Source organism: uncultured Flavobacterium sp. (genome assembly GCF_963922255.1).
Lineage (GTDB): Bacteria > Bacteroidota > Bacteroidia > Flavobacteriales > Flavobacteriaceae > Flavobacterium.
On sequence record NZ_CAWUIC010000006.1, the window covers coordinates 123,795 to 145,677 of the forward strand.

30 protein-coding genes are annotated in these 21,883 nt (G+C 28.5%); 14 read left to right on the forward strand and 16 right to left on the reverse strand.

Annotated features, from left to right (window positions below; translation table 11 throughout):
• The first annotated feature begins 2 nt into the window (after nt 1-2).
• Nucleotides 3-584, forward strand: a complete 582-nt coding sequence (locus tag AABJ49_RS06740) for a hypothetical protein (RefSeq protein ID WP_338377247.1) — start codon at nt 3-5, stop codon at nt 582-584.
• A 421-nt stretch (nt 585-1,005) separates the two neighbouring features.
• On the opposite strand, the gene creD is transcribed toward AABJ49_RS06740, so the two are convergent.
• Genes creD through AABJ49_RS06765 form a run of 5 tightly spaced genes read right to left on the reverse strand, consistent with a single transcriptional unit; the run spans nt 1,006 to nt 4,237 of the window.
• A complete protein-coding gene (creD, locus tag AABJ49_RS06745) occupies nt 1,006-2,358 on the reverse strand; it encodes a cell envelope integrity protein CreD (protein WP_338377249.1) in 1,353 nt (450 codons plus the stop codon).
• Nucleotides 2,359-2,415: 57 nt separating this feature from the next.
• Complete coding sequence (locus AABJ49_RS06750; RefSeq protein ID WP_338377251.1) at nt 2,416-2,718, reverse strand: hypothetical protein; 303 nt, start codon at nt 2,716-2,718, stop codon at nt 2,416-2,418.
• Nucleotides 2,719-2,737: 19 nt separating this feature from the next.
• Complete coding sequence (locus AABJ49_RS06755) at nt 2,738-3,193, reverse strand: hypothetical protein (protein ID WP_338377253.1); 456 nt, start codon at nt 3,191-3,193, stop codon at nt 2,738-2,740.
• Between the two features lie 55 nt (nt 3,194-3,248).
• The gene (locus AABJ49_RS06760; RefSeq protein ID WP_338377255.1) at nt 3,249-3,545 is read right to left on the reverse strand and encodes a transcriptional regulator; all 297 of its coding nucleotides are present in this window, start codon (nt 3,543-3,545) and stop codon (nt 3,249-3,251) included.
• Nucleotides 3,546-3,601: 56 nt separating this feature from the next.
• Nucleotides 3,602-4,237, reverse strand: a complete 636-nt coding sequence (locus tag AABJ49_RS06765; protein ID WP_338377257.1) for a hypothetical protein — start codon at nt 4,235-4,237, stop codon at nt 3,602-3,604.
• An 83-nt stretch (nt 4,238-4,320) separates the two neighbouring features.
• Here AABJ49_RS06765 and AABJ49_RS06770 point away from each other — a divergent pair, with 83 nt between their 5' ends.
• The 4 genes from AABJ49_RS06770 to AABJ49_RS06785 all read left to right on the forward strand — a co-directional run bounded on the left by AABJ49_RS06770 (nt 4,321) and on the right by AABJ49_RS06785 (nt 7,655).
• A complete protein-coding gene (locus tag AABJ49_RS06770) occupies nt 4,321-4,572 on the forward strand; it encodes a hypothetical protein (protein WP_338377259.1) in 252 nt (83 codons plus the stop codon).
• Nucleotides 4,569-4,919, forward strand: a complete 351-nt coding sequence (locus AABJ49_RS06775) for a DUF1801 domain-containing protein (RefSeq protein WP_338377260.1) — start codon at nt 4,569-4,571, stop codon at nt 4,917-4,919. Before AABJ49_RS06770 ends, AABJ49_RS06775 begins: the two co-directional genes overlap by 4 nt.
• 57 nt (nt 4,920-4,976) lie before the next feature.
• Nucleotides 4,977-6,095, forward strand: coding sequence for a VWA domain-containing protein (locus AABJ49_RS06780; RefSeq protein ID WP_338377262.1), 1,119 nt, complete (start codon nt 4,977-4,979; stop codon nt 6,093-6,095).
• Between the two features lie 96 nt (nt 6,096-6,191).
• Nucleotides 6,192-7,655: a magnesium chelatase gene (locus AABJ49_RS06785; protein ID WP_338377365.1), complete on the forward strand. Its 1,464-nt coding sequence runs from the start codon at nt 6,192-6,194 to the stop codon at nt 7,653-7,655.
• A gap of 57 nt (nt 7,656-7,712) precedes the next feature.
• On the opposite strand, the gene AABJ49_RS06790 is transcribed toward AABJ49_RS06785, so the two are convergent.
• The 4 genes from AABJ49_RS06790 to AABJ49_RS06805 form a co-directional block, all read right to left on the reverse strand.
• Nucleotides 7,713-8,558: a hypothetical protein gene (locus AABJ49_RS06790; protein ID WP_338377264.1), complete on the reverse strand. Its 846-nt coding sequence runs from the start codon at nt 8,556-8,558 to the stop codon at nt 7,713-7,715.
• An 18-nt stretch (nt 8,559-8,576) separates the two neighbouring features.
• Entirely contained in the window at nt 8,577-9,395 is an 819-nt protein-coding gene (kdsA, locus tag AABJ49_RS06795; RefSeq protein WP_338377266.1) for a 3-deoxy-8-phosphooctulonate synthase, read from the reverse strand.
• A gap of 102 nt (nt 9,396-9,497) precedes the next feature.
• Nucleotides 9,498-9,944, reverse strand: coding sequence for a 2-dehydro-3-deoxyphosphooctonate aldolase (locus AABJ49_RS06800; RefSeq protein WP_338377268.1), 447 nt, complete (start codon nt 9,942-9,944; stop codon nt 9,498-9,500).
• A gap of 1 nt (nt 9,945) precedes the next feature.
• A complete protein-coding gene (locus AABJ49_RS06805; RefSeq protein ID WP_338377270.1) occupies nt 9,946-10,428 on the reverse strand; it encodes a DUF4199 domain-containing protein in 483 nt (160 codons plus the stop codon).
• A gap of 87 nt (nt 10,429-10,515) precedes the next feature.
• Here AABJ49_RS06805 and AABJ49_RS06810 point away from each other — a divergent pair, with 87 nt between their 5' ends.
• The 3 genes from AABJ49_RS06810 (at nt 10,516) to AABJ49_RS06820 (ending at nt 11,994) form a co-directional block, all read left to right on the forward strand.
• On the forward strand, nt 10,516-11,073 hold the full coding sequence (locus AABJ49_RS06810) for a YeeE/YedE thiosulfate transporter family protein (RefSeq protein ID WP_338377273.1): 558 nt from the start codon (nt 10,516-10,518) through the stop codon (nt 11,071-11,073).
• Between the two features lies 1 nt (nt 11,074).
• Entirely contained in the window at nt 11,075-11,488 is a 414-nt protein-coding gene (locus AABJ49_RS06815) for a DUF6691 family protein (RefSeq protein ID WP_338377275.1), read from the forward strand.
• Between the two features lie 77 nt (nt 11,489-11,565).
• A complete protein-coding gene (locus tag AABJ49_RS06820; RefSeq protein WP_338377277.1) occupies nt 11,566-11,994 on the forward strand; it encodes a lipocalin family protein in 429 nt (142 codons plus the stop codon).
• A 52-nt stretch (nt 11,995-12,046) separates the two neighbouring features.
• On the opposite strand, the gene AABJ49_RS06825 is transcribed toward AABJ49_RS06820, so the two are convergent.
• Nucleotides 12,047-12,322, reverse strand: a complete 276-nt coding sequence (locus tag AABJ49_RS06825) for an ATP-dependent Clp protease adaptor ClpS (RefSeq protein WP_338377279.1) — start codon at nt 12,320-12,322, stop codon at nt 12,047-12,049.
• A 49-nt stretch (nt 12,323-12,371) separates the two neighbouring features.
• Nucleotides 12,372-13,205, reverse strand: coding sequence for a 50S ribosomal protein L11 methyltransferase (gene prmA / locus AABJ49_RS06830; RefSeq protein WP_338377281.1), 834 nt, complete (start codon nt 13,203-13,205; stop codon nt 12,372-12,374).
• A gap of 111 nt (nt 13,206-13,316) precedes the next feature.
• On the opposite strand from prmA, the gene AABJ49_RS06835 reads away from it, so the two are divergent.
• Entirely contained in the window at nt 13,317-13,904 is a 588-nt protein-coding gene (locus tag AABJ49_RS06835; RefSeq protein ID WP_338377283.1) for a glutathione peroxidase, read from the forward strand.
• Between the two features lie 16 nt (nt 13,905-13,920).
• Nucleotides 13,921-14,529, forward strand: a complete 609-nt coding sequence (locus AABJ49_RS06840) for a hypothetical protein (RefSeq protein ID WP_338377285.1) — start codon at nt 13,921-13,923, stop codon at nt 14,527-14,529.
• Here AABJ49_RS06840 and AABJ49_RS06845 read toward each other — a convergent pair.
• Nucleotides 14,526-15,026: an N-acetyltransferase family protein gene (locus AABJ49_RS06845; RefSeq protein WP_338377287.1), complete on the reverse strand. Its 501-nt coding sequence runs from the start codon at nt 15,024-15,026 to the stop codon at nt 14,526-14,528. The genes AABJ49_RS06840 and AABJ49_RS06845 overlap by 4 nt on opposite strands.
• Before the next feature lie 136 nt (nt 15,027-15,162).
• On the opposite strand from AABJ49_RS06845, the gene menD reads away from it, so the two are divergent.
• Both menD and AABJ49_RS06855 read left to right on the forward strand, forming a co-directional pair.
• The gene (menD, locus tag AABJ49_RS06850) at nt 15,163-16,815 is read left to right on the forward strand and encodes a 2-succinyl-5-enolpyruvyl-6-hydroxy-3-cyclohexene-1-carboxylic-acid synthase (protein ID WP_338377289.1); all 1,653 of its coding nucleotides are present in this window, start codon (nt 15,163-15,165) and stop codon (nt 16,813-16,815) included.
• Between the two features lie 48 nt (nt 16,816-16,863).
• A complete protein-coding gene (locus tag AABJ49_RS06855; protein ID WP_338377291.1) occupies nt 16,864-17,205 on the forward strand; it encodes a DUF2853 family protein in 342 nt (113 codons plus the stop codon).
• Nucleotides 17,206-17,270: 65 nt separating this feature from the next.
• Here the strand turns inward: AABJ49_RS06855 and AABJ49_RS06860 are convergent, their stop codons facing one another.
• From AABJ49_RS06860 to AABJ49_RS06875, 4 genes are all read right to left on the reverse strand, one after another.
• Complete coding sequence (locus tag AABJ49_RS06860; RefSeq protein ID WP_338377294.1) at nt 17,271-18,032, reverse strand: TIGR02757 family protein; 762 nt, start codon at nt 18,030-18,032, stop codon at nt 17,271-17,273.
• Nucleotides 18,025-19,647 (reverse strand): hypothetical protein, encoded by a 1,623-nt coding sequence (locus tag AABJ49_RS06865; RefSeq protein WP_338377295.1) that lies wholly within the window; start codon nt 19,645-19,647, stop codon nt 18,025-18,027. Before AABJ49_RS06865 ends, AABJ49_RS06860 begins: the two co-directional genes overlap by 8 nt.
• Nucleotides 19,647-20,309, reverse strand: a complete 663-nt coding sequence (locus AABJ49_RS06870; RefSeq protein WP_338377297.1) for an ABC transporter ATP-binding protein — start codon at nt 20,307-20,309, stop codon at nt 19,647-19,649. Before AABJ49_RS06870 ends, AABJ49_RS06865 begins: the two co-directional genes overlap by 1 nt.
• 145 nt (nt 20,310-20,454) lie before the next feature.
• The gene (locus AABJ49_RS06875; protein ID WP_338377299.1) at nt 20,455-20,616 is read right to left on the reverse strand and encodes a DUF1328 family protein; all 162 of its coding nucleotides are present in this window, start codon (nt 20,614-20,616) and stop codon (nt 20,455-20,457) included.
• A gap of 342 nt (nt 20,617-20,958) precedes the next feature.
• On the opposite strand from AABJ49_RS06875, the gene msrA reads away from it, so the two are divergent.
• Together msrA and AABJ49_RS06885 are read left to right on the forward strand one after the other, a co-directional pair.
• Entirely contained in the window at nt 20,959-21,504 is a 546-nt protein-coding gene (msrA, locus tag AABJ49_RS06880) for a peptide-methionine (S)-S-oxide reductase MsrA (RefSeq protein WP_338377366.1), read from the forward strand.
• Nucleotides 21,505-21,553: 49 nt separating this feature from the next.
• Entirely contained in the window at nt 21,554-21,862 is a 309-nt protein-coding gene (locus tag AABJ49_RS06885; RefSeq protein ID WP_338377301.1) for a hypothetical protein, read from the forward strand.
• Nucleotides 21,863-21,883 lie beyond the last annotated feature (21 nt).

The following is a 21,883-nucleotide window of genomic DNA, read 5'->3' on the forward strand; positions in this document are numbered from 1 at the left end:
TTATGAAGAAGTTAAAATTTTTATTAGGAATTTTGTTTTTATTGTCATTAAACTCTTGTTCTTCTGATGATGATAGTTCTGAAGCAATTAGTATAGTTGGAAAAATGGCAGTTAATGGTGTAGAATATGACCTTACAAAAGGTTTTATTATTCCAAATCCAGATGGCTCTGATCCTAATTTTAATCCCAGAAGATTTTATTTCATTTTAGCAAACGGTAATGTCACTTATGCAAATGATGAATTTGTTTATTCAGATGAAATTACTCAATTGATAGATTTTAATATGTATACTTCAATTCAAAGTTCAGGAAATGTTGAGAATACTACTTATCCAATTTTGAATACAAATGATCCGAATTTTAGTTTGAACAATGCTTATATTGATCATTCAGGAATAAATACAAATGTTGTCATTCAAAATCAAGTTTATATTTCTTCTAACTCTTTGAGTTCAGATGATATGACTCAAGGGCAAGCAACAATTAACTTAGTAAATGGAGTTTATACTATAACTTTTTCATTTTCAAATAATAATAATGTTATTACAGGTAATTTTACAGGAACAATGACAAATTTAAATTGATTTTTTATTTTTTTAAATAGAAATGAATAATTTAGATATAAAATTACAAGAGCATTTTAAATTAAATATTTTATTCAAAGATAAAATTCTATTTGAAAAGTTATTGATAGAAAACAATATTCCTTTTTACAAAAACGATTTAACAATTGATTCACTATAATTTTATTAGATAAAGACAGAATTAAAATCAATGAATTGTTAATTAAAAACGAAATCATTGCAGGTACAGAAACTATTCCTACTTACGATTATAGAGTACAAAAAAAGGTTCATAAGTTATATTTTAAAATTTTATTAATTGTGACTTTAATAACTGTAATTGCCATTTTTTTTATGGATTTGTTCAAATAGAAAAACCACAAATCCAAAGATTAAAATCTGTGAATCTGTGGTTTTAAACTATCAACTGTTAACTAAAAAACTAATTATTCCAATCTATTTTCTTAGAGAAATACATCACAGCTCCTAAAATCAAGAATAAGCCAATACTTCCTACCAATAAAGCATAATCTTCTAGTTGAATTATGACAAATATAAAGCTATAAAGAGCTGCTAATGAAATTCCAATAAAAGTTGGGAATTTTTTATTCTTTAAAATTGAAATCGAATAAAGGACAATCATTACAATAACAGCTAAAGACGCAATCATATAAGCAATACTAAACGTAGAATGTTCTGTAATAGAAATCAATAAGGTATAAAACATAACTAATGCCAAACCAATCATAGTATATTGAAAAATATGAATGTTGATTTTGCTAATCGATTGAATCAAAAAGAAGACTAAAAACGTCAATCCAATTACCAAGAAACCATATTTGGAAGCTCTTTCATTTTGTTGGTATTGATCCACAGTTTCTAATAATTTTACACCAAATAAATATTCGTTTAAATTTGGAACACTTTCTTCATATTGTTGTGAAAAAGGTCTGTTAATTTCTAGTAATTTCCATTCTGCGTGAAAACCCGTGCTATCTACTTTTTTATTTTCTTCATTGGCTGCAAAAGTTCCCATTAAACTTGGTGATTTCCAATCGGAATCAATTTTTACATTGGTAGTTTTTCCAATAGGAATAAATTGTACACTTTCACTACCATTAAATTTCATTTGAAACTTAAAATTGATTTTATCATTGTTTTGCAATGTATTATAATCAAAAATACTTGAAGCCAAAACACCATAATTAGAACGTTCATTCGCTTTAGATTCAAAAGAGAAAAGTTGGTTGTTCAAACTTATATTCAAATCACTTTTTATGCTTTTTAAATTGGTCGTGTTTACAATTACAGAAGCTTTTTCCCAAATAGCAGCTTCAGGATTGATATTCAGTTTTTCAAAATTGGGTTTTTCAAAGTTACCCTCAAAATCCATAGTAGAAGTAAAAACCACATTTTCGTACAAACCTCTTTTTAAAGGCTTACTCTTTTTAATGACAGAATTGTTATTTAGTTTTTCAGGAAAAAAATAAGCATTTTTAATTACTTTTTTAGTTTGTGTTGTACGTTGCGAATTGGCATCAACTACCTCAATAGTTTCAAAACTATAATAAGGAATGCTCAATATTGGACCATAAAATTTAATGTCTGAGCCCCAAAGCGTATTGACTTCTTGAGTCATTTCTTTTTTGCGTTGTGAACGTTCTGAAATCAATCCTTTGACTAATTCTAAAGGAATTAATAAGAATAAACAAAGTAATCCAACCATAATCATTTTAGCTGTGTTAGATTGAAAAAACGAAGGTTTTTGTTGCGGGTTTTGTGTTTGATTTTCCATGATGTTTTTTTTAATGGTTAAAAGGTTATGTGTTTAAAAGTTTATAAGGTTTTGTGGTTAATGTATTACGTTAAAAACTAAATACATATAAAAAAGAGTTATTGGAATGTTGCATAAAGTAATTCCAATTCTTGTCAAAGTTTCTTGGCTATTTCTTTTTTCAATAAAATGTTGAGTAACCACTGCAAGTAGGTAACAACTATTAGCAAAAAGGGCAAAATAAACATAGAATAGCCCTATAAGCGGTAAGAAATCAATTTTAGTTATTGCATATAAAAGCAATAGAATTGTTCCTATTGTAAAGGATAAAATAGGAATATAATTTTTTTGATAAAATGGGTTTTTAACTATTTCTTCCATGATTTTTATTGATTTATTGTTATTGAATATTAAAAGTTGATTTAATGTTTGCCAATGGAACAGGAAGCATCTTCAAAAAATCCAAATGATAAAATTGATGGGCTTGTTTTCCTTTTCTATAAAATTCTAAATAGGTTTTTATCCTGAAAGGGTAGAAGACTAATCCAGTTGCAATTACCATAAAAACAAAAGGTGATTTTTTTCCATTGCCTAATAAATAAAATTGCATGTTAATTTCATCTGTTACTAAAACTCCTGTATCAGTCAATACATGATAAATGTCGTGTTCTTCTAATCTAGGTTGAGGTTCCAAATTATATTTCAATAGAAAACAACCCAAATGAAACCCTAAACTTTCTTCAGGTAGATTAATGCAGTCAGAAATAGTAACATTCCATGCTTTTTGATTTTTAAATAAAAACTCATAAGGAACTTTTACAATTTTGTACAATTTTTCGATGATGATTTCTTTCATGATTTATAGATTAAAAGTACTTTGAATTTCAAAGTAAATGAATAAAAAAAAGGTTCTATGATTTTGAGATTAATTTTTCAAGCGCGTCAATATGGTTTTTAAAAGCAATTCTTCCTTCTTTAGTTGCAATGTAACTGGTATTGGGTTTTTTACCAATAAATTGTTTTTCCACAGTTATGTAATTTTCATTTTCCAAAGCTTTAGCATGACTGGCCAAATTTCCATCGGTTACACCAAGTAATTCCTTTAAAGTAGAAAAATCAGCACTTTCATTTACCATCAATACAGACATAATCCCAAGACGAATCCTGTGATCAAAAGCTTTGTTTATGTTTTGTATGATGTTTTTCATTTTATGCTGAACTTGTTTCAGTATTTTTTTTGTTCTAATATTCTGTTCTAAATATCTTATTTCCTATCATATTTTCGATACATCACATATCCATAACCAATGTGACACAATCCAAAACCAATGGCCCAAAAGAATAAGCCATAACCCACAAAAAACGTTGAAATTAATCCTAAAACAATCATCGTTAATCCCAAATATTTTACATCACCTAAAGTATATTTACTAGCATTCACACAAGCTAAACCATAAAAAATCAAAGTAACAGGAGCAATCAAGCCATAATAACCTTGATAGAGTAGTGCCAAAGCAAATAATCCACCACTAATTAATGGAATAGAAAACTGAACAACCAATCGTTTGGAAGAAACATCCCAAAGATTCTCACCTAATTTTTTGGCTTTTGTCGAACTCAAAACAATTCCAGTTATAATGGATAAAATTACAACAACTGCTGCAATAATAAACAATTGTTTTATAGCATTTTCCGTTGATTGCGGATTCATTTTACCTCTAACAATAACATATCTCGAGTCATAAGTATATTTGATAATGTTATTTGCCATAAAAGCTCCAACTAGCGCATAAAATCCAGCTAAAATACCAGATAAACCACTTAGCGATAAAAAACGAGATGATTTGTTCATCATGTTTTTAATTTCAGCAATGTCTTGAAGATATTTTTCGTTTTCCATTTTAAAGTACTTTGAATTGCAAAGTAAATAAATATTTTTCAATGATGAACTATTTTTTTGATTATTTTTGAAAAAAAGTAATTATGAAGATTCTAGGATATATCTTAAAAGGAATGAGTTTGTATATTTTTGTAGCAATTGTAAGAACTATTTACAGTATAATTACAGGAAGTGTTCCCGTTGAAATTAAAAATAAAGGTGAAGAAACTCAATATATTTTGGGTCAAGTTTTTATTATTTTACTCGCTGGATTTTTGGCATATAAATTATATCAATATAGTGAAAAAATGATTCGAAAATCGTCTAAAAACACTAACGATAGTATTAAAAAATGAAACCAGCAGAGCAACACATTCTCAATCAACCTGAACATTTTCAAGCGATCATGTTGCACCTTTGTGCGGTTATTGAGCAAGTTGCTCCAGAATCTGAATTACTTTTCAAATGGAAATTACCTTTCTATTACCACAAGAAAAAACCGTTTTGTTATCTAAATGTCTTAAAAAAAGAAAACGCAGTTGATTTGTGCTTTATGAAAGGACATCTTCTAAAAAAGCATAGAAATTTAATGATTGACAAAGACAGAAAGTTGGTTGCTTCTCTTCGTTTTGATGACTTAAGTAAAGTAGATAATAAAGTCTTGAACGAAGTTTTAATTGAATTAAAGTCTTTATACCTTTAACTAAATATTAATACTCGTTATAATTTTCTTTAGTCATTTATTCTTAATTTTATAACTATGAATAAAGTGAATAAATCAGGTTTTTATTTTAAGAATTACGAAGCACCTTACGAGTCACCTTTTGATAAGTTGTTTACGATTTTTAAAGAATTAATTACACATACTTCTGGAGATTTTGATGAAGCCATAGATTGGTTACGTCAGCTAGATGTTGAATATAAACTAACTACACCAGAATATACAATAGATGATTTTATTGAAGATTTAAAGAAAAAAGGGTACATCAGAGAAGAAATTAAACCTGATGGAACTGGTGGAATGGGAATTACATCTAAAACCGAAAGAGCCATTCGTCAGGCTGCTTTAGATCAAATTTTTGGAAACCTTAAAAAAGCTTCTTCAGGAAATCATAAATCAAAACATATTGGAAAAGGTGATGAACAAACAGGAGATTTTCGAGAATTTCACTTTGGTGATTCAGTAGAGCAAATTTCATTAACCGAAAGTCTTAAAAATGCTCAAGTGAACAATGGAGTAGGCGAGTTTATGCTAACTGAACGTGATTTGATTGTTGAGGAAAGTCATCATAAATCACAAATGAGTACGGTTTTGATGATTGATATTTCACACAGTATGATTCTTTATGGTGAAGACAGAATTACACCAGCCAAAAAAGTTGCAATGGCATTAGCCGAATTAATCACGACGCGTTATCCAAAAGATACATTAGATATTTTAGTATTTGGAAACGATGCTTGGACAATCAAAATCAAAGATTTACCTTATTTACAAGTTGGACCTTATCATACCAATACTGTTGCAGGTTTGCAATTAGCAATGGATATTTTGAGAAGAAAACGAAACACCAACAAACAAATTTTCATGATTACTGATGGGAAACCCAGTTGTGTTCGCGAAAAAAACGGTGAATATTACATGAATAGTAACGGTTTAGATCAATATATAGTTGATAAGTGCTGTAATCAAGCAGCTCAAGCTCGAAAATTACATATTCCTATCACCACTTTTATGATTGCACGTGATCCTTATTTACAGCAATTTGTAAATCATTTCACTGAAGCCAATCAAGGAAAAGCATTTTACACAGGCTTAAAAGGTTTAGGAGAAATGATTTTTCAAGATTATGAAGCAAATAGAAAGAAAAAAATAAAATGAATTGCCATTAGCTTCAGCCAATGGATAATAAATAGCAAAAACAAATTTTAAAGATTATTTAAATTTCTTTAATCTGTGTTCCAAAAAAAATAAAAAATTGAAATGAAAGAAATAAAAACATTAGGCGAATTAAAAAAATCAGGATACAAATCCCAAAACATAAAAGACGAGTTAAGAACTAATTTACGAAACAAAATAAAAGCAGGTGAAACTACTTTTGATGGAGTTCATGGTTTTGAAAACACCGTAATTCCTGAATTGGAACGAGCAATTTTATCTAGACATAATATTAATTTATTGGGACTTCGTGGTCAAGCTAAAACCCGTTTGGCTCGTAAAATGATAGAACTTTTAGATGAATATATTCCAGTAGTTGAAGGTTCAGAAATTAATGACGATCCTTTAAATCCGATTTCTAGATTTGCTAAAGATTCAATTGAAGAAAAAGGAGATAATACTCCAATAACTTGGTTACATAGAAGTGAACGTTTCTTTGAAAAATTAGCAACTCCAGATGTTACTGTTGCGGATTTAATTGGTGATGTTGACCCCATAAAAGCAGCTAATTTGAAATTGAACTATGCTGACGAACGAGTAATTCATTTTGGAATGATTCCAAGAGCCAATCGTTGTATTTTTGTAATAAACGAATTACCCGATTTGCAAGCTCGTATTCAAGTAGCGTTGTTTAATATTCTTCAAGAAGGTGATATTCAAATTCGTGGTTTTAAATTGAGAATGCCTTTAGATTTGCAATTTATTTTTACTGCAAATCCTGAAGATTATACCAATAGAGGAAGTATTGTAACACCTTTGAAAGACAGAATTGGTTCACAAATCTTAACACATTATCCTGAAAGTATTGGAATTGCTCGAACCATTACTCAACAAGAATCAAAACTGGATAAAGATCAATCCGAAACAGTTTATGTGCCAAGTTTAGCCAAAGATTTATTAGAGCAAATTGCTTTTGAAGCTAGAGATAGCGAATTTATTGACGCTAAAAGTGGTGTTTCAGCTCGTATGAGTATTACAGCTTATGAAAACTTAATTTCTACCGCAGAACGAAGAGCTTTATTAGCAGGTGAAGACAAAACTACAGTAAGATTGTCCGACTTTTTGGGAATTACTCCAGCCATTACTGGAAAAGTAGAATTGGTTTATGAAGGAGAACAAGAAGGTGCAGCAACAGTTGCTCAATACCTTATTGGTGATGCCATTCATACTTTATTTTCAGGATATTTTCCAAAGATTGAAAAGTTAGAAAAAGAAAATGAAAAAAATGCTTACACTGATTTATTAGAATGGTTTTTCAATGAAAGTGGTTTTGAATTATTAGATGATGAAAGTAATGCTGAATATCAAAAAATACTAGACGAAGTAAAACCTTTAGATGATTTAGTCAAAAAATACCAACCTGAAACAGCAAAAGAAGATATTTACTTTATGAAAGAATTCATTCTTTGGGCTTTAGTGGAATATAAAAAACTTACTAAAAACAGAGTGGATTCGGGTTATCAGTATAAAGATTTGTATAGTAATTTTATCAGTAAATTGTAAGAATTAAAGAAGTCGCTTTTAGCAAATAAAGCGACTTCTTTTTTATGTTTAAAAGAATTAAATTCTAAATATTCCTCCCAAGGCAATATTTCTTTGTAGAAAAAGAAAATGTTGCTCTGCTTTGTCACTACTAGAAGCAGTTGTTCTAATATCATTCATATTAATATAACCACCTTTTAATTCGGTTTGAATAAAAAAGTGTTTAAAAAAGGTAAAGTTTAAACCAACTTTTAGAGAAGTTCCAAAACCAGATACATGAAAATCATCATGACGATCCATGTTTAGTACTTTTGCATTTGTTTTTGGAAATAATAATCCTACACCAACAGCTCCAACGGTGTTTATTTGAAATTTATCAATATTAGGAAGTCTAAATAGTTTTGAAATGTCATCAACACGAGCAATTTCCGTATTGACATAATTCAACCCATCAGTATGTTCAAAGGTTAAAAATTGTTCGTCTAACGTTAATTGATTTGCAGTTGGGTTTTCATTATAAGTTCCAGGATTTGGATAATAACCTGAATAATTCACAGTTTTATTTTGATACATTACATATTTCATATGATCTACACCTATTGAAATATTGTAATGGTCATTTATAAAATATCCAATTCTTAGATTAGTTTGAGGAATTGTCATTCTTCCTGGATTGATATAATCTACATGCCATCCTTTTGGTTTGTCATGAGCTTCTACGTCATACAATGTAAAATCATAATCAGCTCCTTTAAAACGAATGTCTGATTTGGAAAAACTTTCCCTATTTCCACCCCAATAAACATAAAATTTACCTTTGTTGTGAGCCGTGTATTTTTCAGGATTTTCGACTGTTTCTTGCGAAAAGCTGTACTGTGAAAAAACACAAAAAGTTAGTACAACCATTAAAAATGATTGTTTCATTTGTAGTATTAAAAAAAATTAAAATTGATTTACAGTTTTACGAATGGCAACTAATTTAGTCATCAATGCTTCAAAGTAATCTAAATGCAACATGTTAGCTCCATCACTTTTAGCATTAGCTGGATCAAAATGAGTCTCTATGAAAATTCCGTCTACACCAACCGCTATACCTGCTTTAGCTATAGTTTCAATCATCTCAGGACGTCCACCAGTAACACCCGCTGTTTGATTTGGTTGTTGTAACGAATGTGTTACATCCAAAACTGTAGTAGCAAATTGTTGCATTGTTGGAATTCCTCTAAAATCCACAATCATGTCTTGATAACCAAACATTGTTCCTCTATCAGTTGCCATTACATTTTCATTTTGGCAATCTAATACTTTTTGAACGGCATGTTTCATACTTTCTGGACTCATGAATTGGCCTTTTTTCAAGTTCACTGTTTTTCCAGTTTTTGCAGCAGCCACAACTAAATCAGTTTGACGTACTAAAAAAGCTGGAATTTGAAGAACATCAACATATTCAGCAGCCATAGGTGCATCTTCGTTAGTATGAATGTCTGTTACCGTTGGAACTCCAAATTCTTTAGAGACTTTTTGTAAAATTTTCAATGCTTTTTCGTCTCCAATACCAGAAAAACTATCAATTCTTGAACGATTTGCTTTTTTGAATGAACCTTTAAAAACGTATGGTATTTCTAATTTATCAGTAATTGCAACTAGTTTTTCTGCAATTCTCATAGCCATTTCCTCACTTTCAATGGCACATGGACCCGCTAAAAGAAAAAAATTACCACTAGAAGTATGTTTTATTTGTGGAATATTATTTATATTCATAATTAGTTATTTTTTGAAGTGGCAAAGATAAAAAGAAAAACCTTCTAAACCGAAGTTTAAAAGGTTACTTATGTTACAGATAAGAATAATTTAATACTTATTTTATTTTTTTATTGAAAAACCTTTTGGACAAACTACTTTTCCTTTCTCATAAATATTAAAATAGAAAATTTGTTTTTTTGTGTAACCTTCAAAGTTAACCTCATAGAGAGATAATAAACCAACTCCCATATTTGAATGTTCTGTAGGAAAAGGACAGCAAGTTTCTGTTTTTTTAAATTCAATTTTTTCTCCATTTGGACCTTGTAAACCATTAAAGAAGTAGCCAATTAATACCTCTTCAGATTGAAAATTAGAAGGACCAATATTCACAGGATAATCGGCATCCATTCCATATTTTGAATCTGTAGCATATTCAGTAAATATAAACATACCGTTCTTGACATTAGGTCTTATTGCGTCGTTATCAATATTTTTTATAGTAGATTTTGTACTGATACAAGAGGAAGTACTTACAATAATTATTAAGATGAGCAGTAACTTTTTCATATTACTTAGTTTTTGTTTTTATGAAAAATGAAATGATGGCACTGAGAACAATTCCATTGGATAAAGTAGAAAAAGTATTAGTGTAAATATAATTTGAAAATGAAAAATATTTTTCAGCATCCTCAACAGACATTTTTGAGTTTTCAACTTTATACTTGATGATGTTTGAGAAAAAATCGGGTGAAATAAATTCAAAAGTAAAAAACAACACTAAAGGAGTTAAAACAGCAATAAATAACGAAAGTATGGCACCTGATAAGAAACCTTGTTTCCAATCTATTTGATTATTAAAATAATCTTTTTTCTTATTAAAAAGAGCTAATACATATATAGCAATCGATACGAGTCCAAAAAACATTGTATATATTGGTTGAAATTTTATTTTTTCACTGTGCCAACCCATTGTTTTTTCAAAATACATCCAAACGAATAAGCAGATTGAATATATAATTGCCCATTTTAATTCGATTTTAAATTTTTCCATTTTATTTTTTTAAATTAAAAACGCTATAAAAGTAATAAATGTTTACCAAATTGAATACATTAATTATATTTGCCTAAAATTATAAATATGGATTTTATATATGGGACTTGGCATTGGTCAATTTCTGGATTTTTAATTGGAATGATAATGCTTTTATTGGTTTATTTTGGTAAATCATTTGGTATGTCTTCTAATTTGAGAACACTATGTACTATAGGTGGAGCAAAACGATTTAGTGATTTTTTTGATTTTGATTGGAGAGAACAAAAGTGGAATTTAGCTATGGTTCTTGGTGCAATTTTAGGAGGATATTTTGCTACTCAATTTTTAAGTAGTCCAGATATTGCGCAAATAAATCCAAAAACCATTGAGCAGTTGGGTTCCTTAAATATAGATGCACCCGAAGGTAAAATTGTTCCTGACGCTTTATTTAGTTTGGAAGCAATACAAACACCCAAAGGGTTTTCCATATTGTTAATTGGTGGTTTATTAATTGGATTTGGAACACCTTATGCTGGTGGATGTACTTCTGGACATGCAATTTCTGGGTTAAGTAATTTACAATTACCTTCTTTAATAGCCGTTATAGGTTTTTTTATTGGAGGATTAATCACTTCTTATTTCATAATTCCTTTATTATTTTAAAATGAAATTATTCAGATTTATATTTGTTGGAGTTATATTTGGTATAGTTTTAACTAAAACGGAAGCTATTTCTTGGTATAGAATATATGAAATGTTTCACTTTCAATCTTTTCATATGTATGGTGTAATTTTTACTGCAATTATAACAGGAGTATTAGGCATTCGCTTCTTAAAGAAAAAAGACATTAAAGATTATAAAGGTCATTCTATCGAAATTTTGGATAAAGAATTAACACCATTTCGTTATATAATTGGTGGAATTATGTTTGGTTTAGGCTGGGCTTTAGTAGGTTGCTGTCCAGGGCCAATATTTGTACTGTTAGGAGCAGGAATAACACCAATTTTAATTGTCCTATTTGGGGCTCTTTTAGGAAATTTTATTTATGGAATTTTAAAAGATAAATTACCACATTAAAATAATTACATAATTTATTTGTCATGTAAGAAAAAAGTCTATTTTTGTTTTAATTAACTTATAAAAAACAGATAAAAATGAAAAAATTAAAACAATTAGTACTACTTTTTTTAGTAGCATCAGTTACGTTAGTATCTTGTAACAAAGACGATGATGGAGATTCAGCATCTATTGAGGGTTCTTGGGAATTTTCTAAAGTAGGTACGATTGTATCTGGACAAGAATTTTTGGTTGACTATGATCATACTACTGGTTGCAATAAAGACTATACAGAAATTATTGCAGGTGGAACACTAAAAGACCATTATTTTGAAGATTTTGGAAGTGGATGTGAAGAAGATATTGATAATGGATCTTGGTTAAGAAGTGGAAATACTATTACTGTAAATTTTAGTGGTGATGTAACTACAGCAGAAATTTTAGAATTGTCAAATACTACTTTAAAATTAAAATTTACTGATCCAGATACTGCTGAAGTATATTTTAGTGTATTAACAAGAAAATAATATTTTCTTTACTTGAATAAAATAATCCCTTTCAAATTTGAAAGGGATTATTTTATTGTATTTCAGCACTTAAACCTGCATCTAATAATGATGAGCATTGTGGTTTTAGTTCATCATAACTTCCTGTTTTTACGGTACACCTACCTTTGTAGTGAACTAAAATAGCACATTGCTCGGCTTGCTCGTTAGTATGTTCACAAACTCTTATTAATGTGTCAATTACATGATCAAAAGTGTTTACATCATCATTGTACAAAACAATTTCATTGTTGTTTGAAATCTCTTCTAAGACATCAACTTCTTCTTGTATTTTTTCTCTAGTACTCATTTCTTTTTTTGGTAATGGGTTATGGGTAATAGGTTATTAGTTTATAATGCTAATTTACATATTTTAAAGAAACCCAATTGTTTCTTTCAAACTTTTTAACAAATGTCAAACCTTTGCTAGTACAAGATTCATCAATAAACGGAATATCTTCAGTATAAAAACCACTAAACAAAATAATTCCTTTTGGGTTTAAACAATCAACATATTGCTGCATATCATTCAATAAAATATTTCTATTGATATTAGCAATGATTAAATCGTATTTTTTTCCTTTTAAAAGAGAAGCATCACCTTCATAAACCGTAATTTCTTTGCAATTGTTTCGTTCTGCGTTTTCAATTGAATTTAAGTAACACCAATTATCAATATCAATAGCATCAATTGGTTTTGCTCCTTTCATTTCTGCTAAAATGGCTAAAATGGCTGTTCCGCAACCCATGTCAAGCGTTTTCATATTAGTAACATCAGTTTCTAATAAATGTTGAATCATCATGTGAGTTGTTTCATGATGACCTGTTCCAAAACTCATTTTAGGTTCAATTACAATATCAAACTCAGCTTCAGTCATTGAATGAAAAGGAGCTCTAACATGACATTTTCCATCTACATCAATAGGCTCAAAGTTTTTTTCCCACTCTTCATTCCAATTTACTTGTTCAATTTCTTCAATTTTGTATGAAATTTGGAATTCATTATTTTCTAAAATTGAAACATCATTCAAAATATCTTCTGACCATAATTCTTTTTGAACATAAGCCGAAATTCCTTCTTCAGTTTCCATATAACTTTCAAAAGCTTTATCTCCTAATTCAGCTACAAGTATTTCGCTACCTAGCTCTTTAGGACTAATTGTAAAATGATATCCTATATAATTGTTTGACATAAAATTATTTTTTGCAAAGGTAAACAAAGCATTCGTTTTTTTGAATAATTTATGGTTTGTTAACAACCAAAAAGCTTTTGATTGTGTATATTTGATAAAAAAAGAAAAATTATGAAAAAATCATTTATTACAATTCTCTTGGCAACACTTTTATTTAGTTGTCAAAATAAAGCACAAAATCACGTAACTTCAGTTGCAACTAATAACTCAATTATGGCAAAAGAAACCATTCATCAATTTAAAGTAACCGATTTATATGGAGATGAGTTTGATTTTTCAAGCTTAAAAGGAAAGAAAATCATGGTTGTTAATACAGCTTCAGAATGTGGATTGACACCTCAGTACAAAGATTTAGAAGCTCTTTACGAAAAATACAAAGACAAAAATTTTGTGATTGTTGGTTTTCCTGCAAATAATTTTGGCTCTCAAGAACCAGGTACTAATAAAGAAATTGCAGCTTTTTGCGAAAAAAACTATGGAGTCACTTTCCCTATGATGTCTAAAATTTCTGTCAAAGGAGATGATATGCACGAAATTTATCAATTTTTAACCAAAAAAAGTAAAAATGGATTAGAAGACAGTGAAGTGCAATGGAATTTCCAAAAATATTTAATTAACGAAAAAGGTGAGTTAGAAAAAGTTATTGCACCTAGAACGTTGCCAACTGATGATTCAGTAATAAAATGGATTGAAGGATAATTTAAAATTTAAATATATGATTAGAATAAGTAAACTTTTGTTTTTTTTAGTTTTAGTTTCGATTACTACATCATGTGCTAGAAAGTATGTTGAAGAATTAAAAAAACCTTCTGCACCTATTGCAGATGCTTCAAAATCTGTTGTAGTGATTTCTAAAGATGAAGTAATTTTATATGAATTTGATAAAGAATTTTCTAAACAATTTAAAGATAAAAAAGAATTTTCTGATTATTACGTTAACAATTTTAATCAACTTGTAAGTGCTGATAAAATTTTTAAAGAAGTACTACCTTCAAATGGTACTTTAGACATTGAAACTATTTTTTCAAATGATAAAGTTGACTATATAATTTCAATTGAAGATTTAAAAATTGCAGCTTTTTATGAAAGTTCACAAAACAATAGTTATGCTGTTAATTTAGGAAACTCAGATAAAAAAAAGAGTTCTGTTAGAACAAGAATAAAGGTTTATGATAAAGCATCTAAAAAAGCTTTTGCCGAGTTTTATGTAACGGGTGAATCTGATTATTCTGAAAGAGACTATAAAAAAATTGTTGAGAGAGCTTCTATTAAAGCCATTGAAAATACAATAGAATATTTAAAAACAGGAGAAGTAAAATTTTAATTTTCAAGTATCAATTGCATAAAAACAGTGTCTAGCCATTTATCAAATTTATAGGCAGATTCTTTTATTAAACCTACAGTTTCAAAACCAAACTGTTTATGAAATTCCACACTTTTTTGATTTTCGGCATCAATAACCGCAATCATGGTGTGGAGTTTTTGTTTTTTAGCCAATTCAATCATTTCTGCTAATAGCAATTTTCCCAAACCTTTTCCTTGATGGTTAATTGAAACATATACCGAATGTTCAACCGTAAATTTATATCCTTCTTTGAAACGAAAAGTTCCATACGTTCCAAAACCAGCAACTTCACCATCAACTTCAATAACAATTATAGGTAAATTGGCTTTAACTTTATCATCAAAAATTGCTTTTTGTTGGGCTAAAGTTCTAGGTTCATAATCATAAATTGAAGTAGTGTTCAAAATATTATAATTCACAATTTCTAAAATGGCTTCTAAATCTTTTTCGGTAGCTTTTCGAATGATATATTTCATTTTTTATAGTTTCAGAGTTTCAAAGTTACAAAGTTTAAGAATGAAAATTACAAATTGCTAATCACTATTTACTAATCACTCAAATTCGTATATTTGTGCTTCAGAAAATTAGATACTGAAATAAATTCAGCATAGCATGATTTACCCAAAAATACCTTTAGCTCAAAGTTTAATTGAAATTTTTAAAGCCAAAGGAATTCATCATATCGTAATTTCTCCTGGTTCGAGAAATGCACCCTTAACCTTAGGTTTTTCCAATCAACAAAATGTTTTTAAATGTTTTAGTATTGCAGACGAGCGTTGTGCAGGTTTTTTTGCTTTAGGAATGGCTCAACAGTTAAACCAACCTGTAGCTTTGGTTTGCACTTCAGGTTCAGCTTTATTGAATTATTATCCAGCTGTTGCTGAAGCTTTTTACAGTCAAATTCCTTTGATTGTTGTAAGTGCAGATAGACCACAAAACAAGATTGATATTGGAGATGGACAAACCATTCGACAAGAAAATGTTTTTACAAATCATTGTTTGTACAATGCTAATTTAACGGAATATGCTTCCAATGATAATGATATAAAAATCAATGTTGCTATTCATGAAGCGATTGTAAAAAAAGGTCCAACTCACATTAATGTTCCGTTTGAAGAACCTTTGTATGATTTAGTTACCGAACTTTCAGTAGCACCCAAACTTCTAACTTATGAAAATGAAGTCCATGATTTTACGGTTGAAGAAAAGTTTATTCAGCAATGGAATTTGGCTAAAAAGAAATTGATTTTGGTAGGTGAATTAAAACCAAATGCTATTGAAAATTCAATTATTGATGTATTGGCAAAAGACAACTCTGTAGTAGTTTTAACTGAAAAAACGTCTAATTTACACCATGATACTTTTATAGATACCATTGACACATTAATTACACCTTTTACCCATGAAGATTTTAAAAATTTTCAACCTGAAATTCTAATTACTTTTGGTGGAATGGTTGTTTCAAAACGAATAAAAGCATTTTTGAGAAAATATAAACCCCAACAGCATTGGCATATTGATACGTTAAGAGCTTACGATACTTATGGAAGTTTAACAGAACATTTTAAAACACATCCGAATAATTTTTTTACACAATTGTTGAATGGTAGATTTTCTGTAGATAGTGCTTATAAAAAAGTTTATTCAGAAATAATTCAACATAGAAAAGAAAAGCATACTAAATACGTTAATGAAATTCCATTTTCAGATTTTAAAGTGTTTGAATTTGTAAGTCAAAATTTACCAAAAGATATTCAATTGCAGGTTAGTAATAGTTCAGCAATTCGTTATTTGCAATTGGTTACTATTGACAAAAGCATTGAAGTTTTTTGTAATCGTGGCACAAGTGGAATAGATGGTTCAACTTCAACAGCAATAGGAGCAGCTCTAAAATCTAATAAACCAACTATTTTTATTACAGGTGACGTTAGTTTCTTTTATGATAGCAACGCTTTGTGGAACAATTATATACCTAAAAACTTCAAAATTATATTGATAAACAACTCTGGTGGTGGCATTTTTAGAATTTTACCAGGTCATCAAGAAACGGAAGTTTTTAATACTTTTTTTGAAACTACACATGATTTAAATGCATCACATTTAGCCAAAATGTATGGTTTTAATTATTTTGAAGCCAGCGATGAAAAAAACCTTGAAGACGGATGGCAATCATTTATAAATCAAAATGATAAGCCATCTATTTTTGAAATTTTTACTCCAGAAAAAATTAATAATAAAATATTGATTAACTATTTTAAATCTTAATATTTTTAACTAAATTTGGTATCTATAATTAATAAAAACTATATAAAAATGAGTAAAAGAGACGAATTAATTACTAAATACGCTGCAGATTTAAAAGATAAATGTGGTGTAACTCCAAACATGGATTTACTAACGAAAGTTACAATTGGATGTGGTCCATCAATTTATAATGCAGATTCAGCAACTGTTGCAGGTTCTGATGAAAAAGAATTAGCTACTGTAAAAAACAATTTCTTAATCAAAAAATTAGGTCTTAAAGATGGTGCTGAGTTAGATAAAGGTATTGATGCAGTAATGGAAAAATACGGAAGATCAAACAAAAGCAAATATAGAGCAGTAGTTTATTATTTATTAACTGTTCACTTCAAAAAAGAATCTGTTTACAAATAAGATTCAAATAACCAAACCAACCAAACTATTTTAAAAAATCCTAATTCGTTTAGGATTTTTTTATGCTAAAATCCTTCAAAAACACCTAAACCAAATAAAGCAAAATCATATTTTACTGGATCATTTTTATCTAGTTTCCTTAAAGCTAAATCTAATTCTGCTAAAGCTTTTCCATCATTTTGTTTTCTTTTGAGCAGTCCAAGTTTTCGAGCTACATTACCCGAATGAACATCTAAAGGACAAGATAATTTAGAGGTAGGAATGGATTTCCAAATTCCAAAATCAACTTTGTTATCGTTGCGAACCATCCAACGCAAATACATGTTGATTCTTTTGGCTGCACTATTGTTTAAAGGATCTGAAACGTGTTTTTGAGTTCGTTGTAAATGTTCAATTTCAAAAAATACTTTCTTAAACTCATGAATGCTTTTTTGCATACTATGTTCTTCTTGATGTTTTGAAAAAATAGCTTCTAAACCATCATGATTTTTGTAGATATTTTGCAAGCTTTTCATAAATGTTTTTGCGTCAAGTGAATTGAAAGTTCTGTGAACGAAATCATCAAAGGCATCTAAATTATCTTGTGAATGATTCATCACAAAATCATAAGGAGAATTTCCCATAATTTCCATTAACTTTTTGGAGTTATTGATAATCATTTTTCGGTTTCCCCAAGCAAGTGTTGCACTCAAAAATCCAGCAATTTCAATATCTTCTTTTAATGAAAATGAATGAGGAATTTGAATAGGATCACTTTCAATAAAATCAAAATGATTGTATTGAATTACTTTTTCGTCTAAAAAATCTTTAAGTTCTGATTTATTCATGTTTTATTTCTTTTGCATAAAAACCATCTCTTATATCGTTGGTTCGTTGTTGTGGAATATAGTTATAGAAATGAAATAATTCTTCGTTAACACAAGGTAAATTTCCGTTTGAAGTTTCATGTAGATTATAAAGTTTTGGATCATAAAATTTAAAATTATCAATTCTTTTTAGTTCAAAATAAATGTTTTTGTACTTAGTTATTGGTTGTGGAATAAGTAATTGGCTGAATGAAAATAGATTACTATTTGAAATATTTTTTACATCAATAAATAAGTTCACACAAATAAAAATTAAAGATACTGCAACAATACTGTTCTTAATTGAAAATTTTAAATAGATTGAAATCTCATAGATAATTATAGTGGAAAATAAAATGAATGTTGGTAAGAAAAAGCGATACTGAGGAGAAATTGATAGTAAAATTAAAAAATGCGTCAATAAAATAAAGTACAGTACTTTAAAATTTGTATTTTTTTTAAAAAATTGAGAAAAAGGAATAAGAACAAACAACAGTAGAATGCCTTTGTTAAACAAAGCATTTATTCCGTCAAGATTTATCCATAGATGTACTTTTTCAAAAAGTGTTAGGTTTTTAGTATTAATAAGGTTTTCAGAATAGCCCGCATCTATAGTAATTTGCGCTATCTTATTCAAAACAAATTGGCTCATTTTCCAATCATAATTGGTTTCTAGAAATGATAAAGGAAAGAAAGGATAACCAGTGATTATGCTATTTTTAGCTATCCAAATACTTCCAAAAAGAGAAGAAATAATTACAAAAAATGCAGTAGTATTTTTATTTTTTAACAAATAAATAATAGTAATTAATAGAATAGGAGCAATGGTAACTTTTAAAAATAGCATGTAAACAATCAAAATCATAATTGCTTTTACATCTTTAGTTTCTTCAATAAATTCATTAAAAACTATAGCAGAAAAGATAAGAATAGGTAAATCAGGAGAAGGAGCATCAATAAATTGATAGTAGAAAACAAGAAATAGTATTCCAAAAAAAGACCAATTGAAACCAAAAATATTATGTTTTTCAATGAAATAATAAATTCCAATTATTAAAAGAAAACCATTAATGTCATTGAATTGTAAAGGAACATAAGATACTGAAATAAATTCAGCATTAAATCCACTTTGTAATACATGCCAAAAAGAAAATTGTCCCAAAAATGGATGAACATTGGCAACACCTTTTACAAAACCATATTCATTAAGCCATTTAATCGTTTGAATATAATAACTTTCGTTGTCAAAAACGGAAGGCAATTGTACAGATTTTAAGGCAACAAAAATTGTTAAGGCAATAAATAAATAAATTTGTTTTTTGGAAAAAGATTTAAAAAAATTTTTAAAGAATGATAAAAATTCGGATTTATATTTAAAGAAAAATAGTAATTGAATAGAACAGTTTACAATAAAAACTTCAATATTTATTCGAAAAAAGAAAGCACAAAGACTCAAAAAAAGAGTTTGAAAAATAATTCCAAATAGTAAAGTAAATGAAGTATTAGTTTTAGAAAGTCCAAATATATTCTGAAATGCAATTCCTGATAAAGAAGCAAATAAAAATAAAATGAACCAATAAACTAAAAGTACAAGCATTAAACCATGATATTTCCGTCTTTCATAACTAATTTTCTGTCAGCCATATCAGCTAATTCTTCGTTATGGGTTACGATTACAAAAGTTTGTCCAAATTCATCACGCAATTTAAAGAACAATTGATGCAAATGTTCAGCAGATTGTGTGTCCAAATTTCCAGAAGGTTCATCAGCAAAAATGATTTTCGGTTTGTTAATCAATGCTCTTGCCACAGCAACTCTTTGTTGTTCACCACCAGAAAGCTCACTAGGTTTGTGATGAATTCTGTCTTTTAATCCTAAATATTCTAATAAACGTTTAGCTTCAGTTTCTGTTTCAGCTTTGTTTTTATTAGCTATAAATGCTGGAATACATACATTTTCTAATGCAGTAAATTCGGGTAATAACTGATGAAATTGGAAAATAAATCCGAAATTCAGATTTCTAAACTTTGATAATTCTTTATCATTTAATTTTAAAATATCTGTTCCATCAATCGAAAGTGAAGAATCATTTTGCATGGTTGGTTTGTCCAAAGTACCTAAAAGTTGTAACAAAGTTGTTTTTCCGGCACCTGAAGCACCAACAAATGAAACGATTTCACCAGATTTGATATGAAGATTTACACCTTTTAATACTTGTAAATCACCATAATATTTATGTAAATTAGTAACTCTTATCATTTTTGACTATTTGTACAAAGAAACAAAGATTTTTTGTGATTTGTAAAACAGCATGTCATTATTTATAGAAATGAATTATAAAAAAAATGTGTAAGTCAATTTAAAAATTAAATCAACTTACACAAGTTACTAAAATATTCATCCTTTAAATACGTTTTCTACCACTAATAAGTGATAAAATAAATAGTACTATAAAAATAAAGAATAATACTTTAGCTATTCCGGCTGCACCAGCAGCAATTCCTCCGAATCCTAAAACTCCAGCAATTATTGCTAGAATAATAAATATAATTGTCCATCTTAACATAATAAATAGTTTTTAGTTAACATTAGTTTTTAGTTTTGCAATGCAAAAGAATAATGCTTTAACATTACTATACAAATCTAGAAATCTTGTATTTAATTTATTTACAATATTTTAGCTTAATGTTATAGCATTACCATTTGGATCTATTTTTGTATATAAAACTGCTTTGGTATTATTTTCGTAGATAGAATAGTGTAAGCTAAACAACAGTTTATTAAACAATTTTGACTTAATTTTGAAAAAATAATTATTATGAAAACTATATTTTTATCCTTAATTTTAATATCTTCTTGTGAAGGAAAAATGAAAAACAAAAATCAAGAATTTAAAGAACCTATCAAAATGAATATACAAGACGGAAAAGAAATAGCTACTTTTGCAGGAGGATGTTTTTGGTGTACAGAAGCGATTTTTTTAGAACTAAAAGGAGTTGAAGAAGTTGTTTCTGGTTACATAGGAGGGACAGTTAAAAATCCATCTTATAGAGAAGTAAGTGCAGGCACTACAGGTCATGCAGAAGCCATTCAAATTACTTTTGATCCAAAATTAATTGCTTATGAAGATTTATTGGAGATTTTCTTTAGTACACATAATCCAACTACATTAAATAGACAAGGAGCTGATGTAGGTACTCAATATAGAAGTGAAATTTTTTACCATTCAGAAGAGCAGAAGAAAGCAGCAGAAGATTACATTGCTTTAATAGAAAAAGAAAAACTATATGATACTCCTATAGTTACGAAAGTTTCATCAGCTGTAGTTTTTTATAAAGCAGAAGACTATCATCAGGATTATTATAATCAAAACAAATCGCAAGGATATTGTCAAATGGTGATTGCTCCGAAATTAGACAAATTGCGCAAGTATTATAAATCTAAATTGAAATAAAAATGGCATCTTATTTGTATATTCGTAATTGAATTTAAAAACACAATGAATGTCAAATCAACAAGTTGAAATGATTCAACCCAAAACAAAAAGCGATAAAAAAACGAAGTTAATTCTCGGAATAGCCTTTGATTTAATTGGAATGCTATCCTATATTGTTCCTGTTTTTGCAGAAGTTACAGATATTGTCTGGGCTCCAATTTCAGGTTTTTTAATGATGGCAATGTACAAGGGAACAACTGGTAAAATTGCTGGTACAATTAGTTTTATTGAAGAGGCTTTTCCCTTTATTGATTTTATTCCAACGTTTACTTTAACATGGATTTATAAATATTTAATTAAAAAAGAAAAAGATTAAGAAAACAAAAAGACATATTGA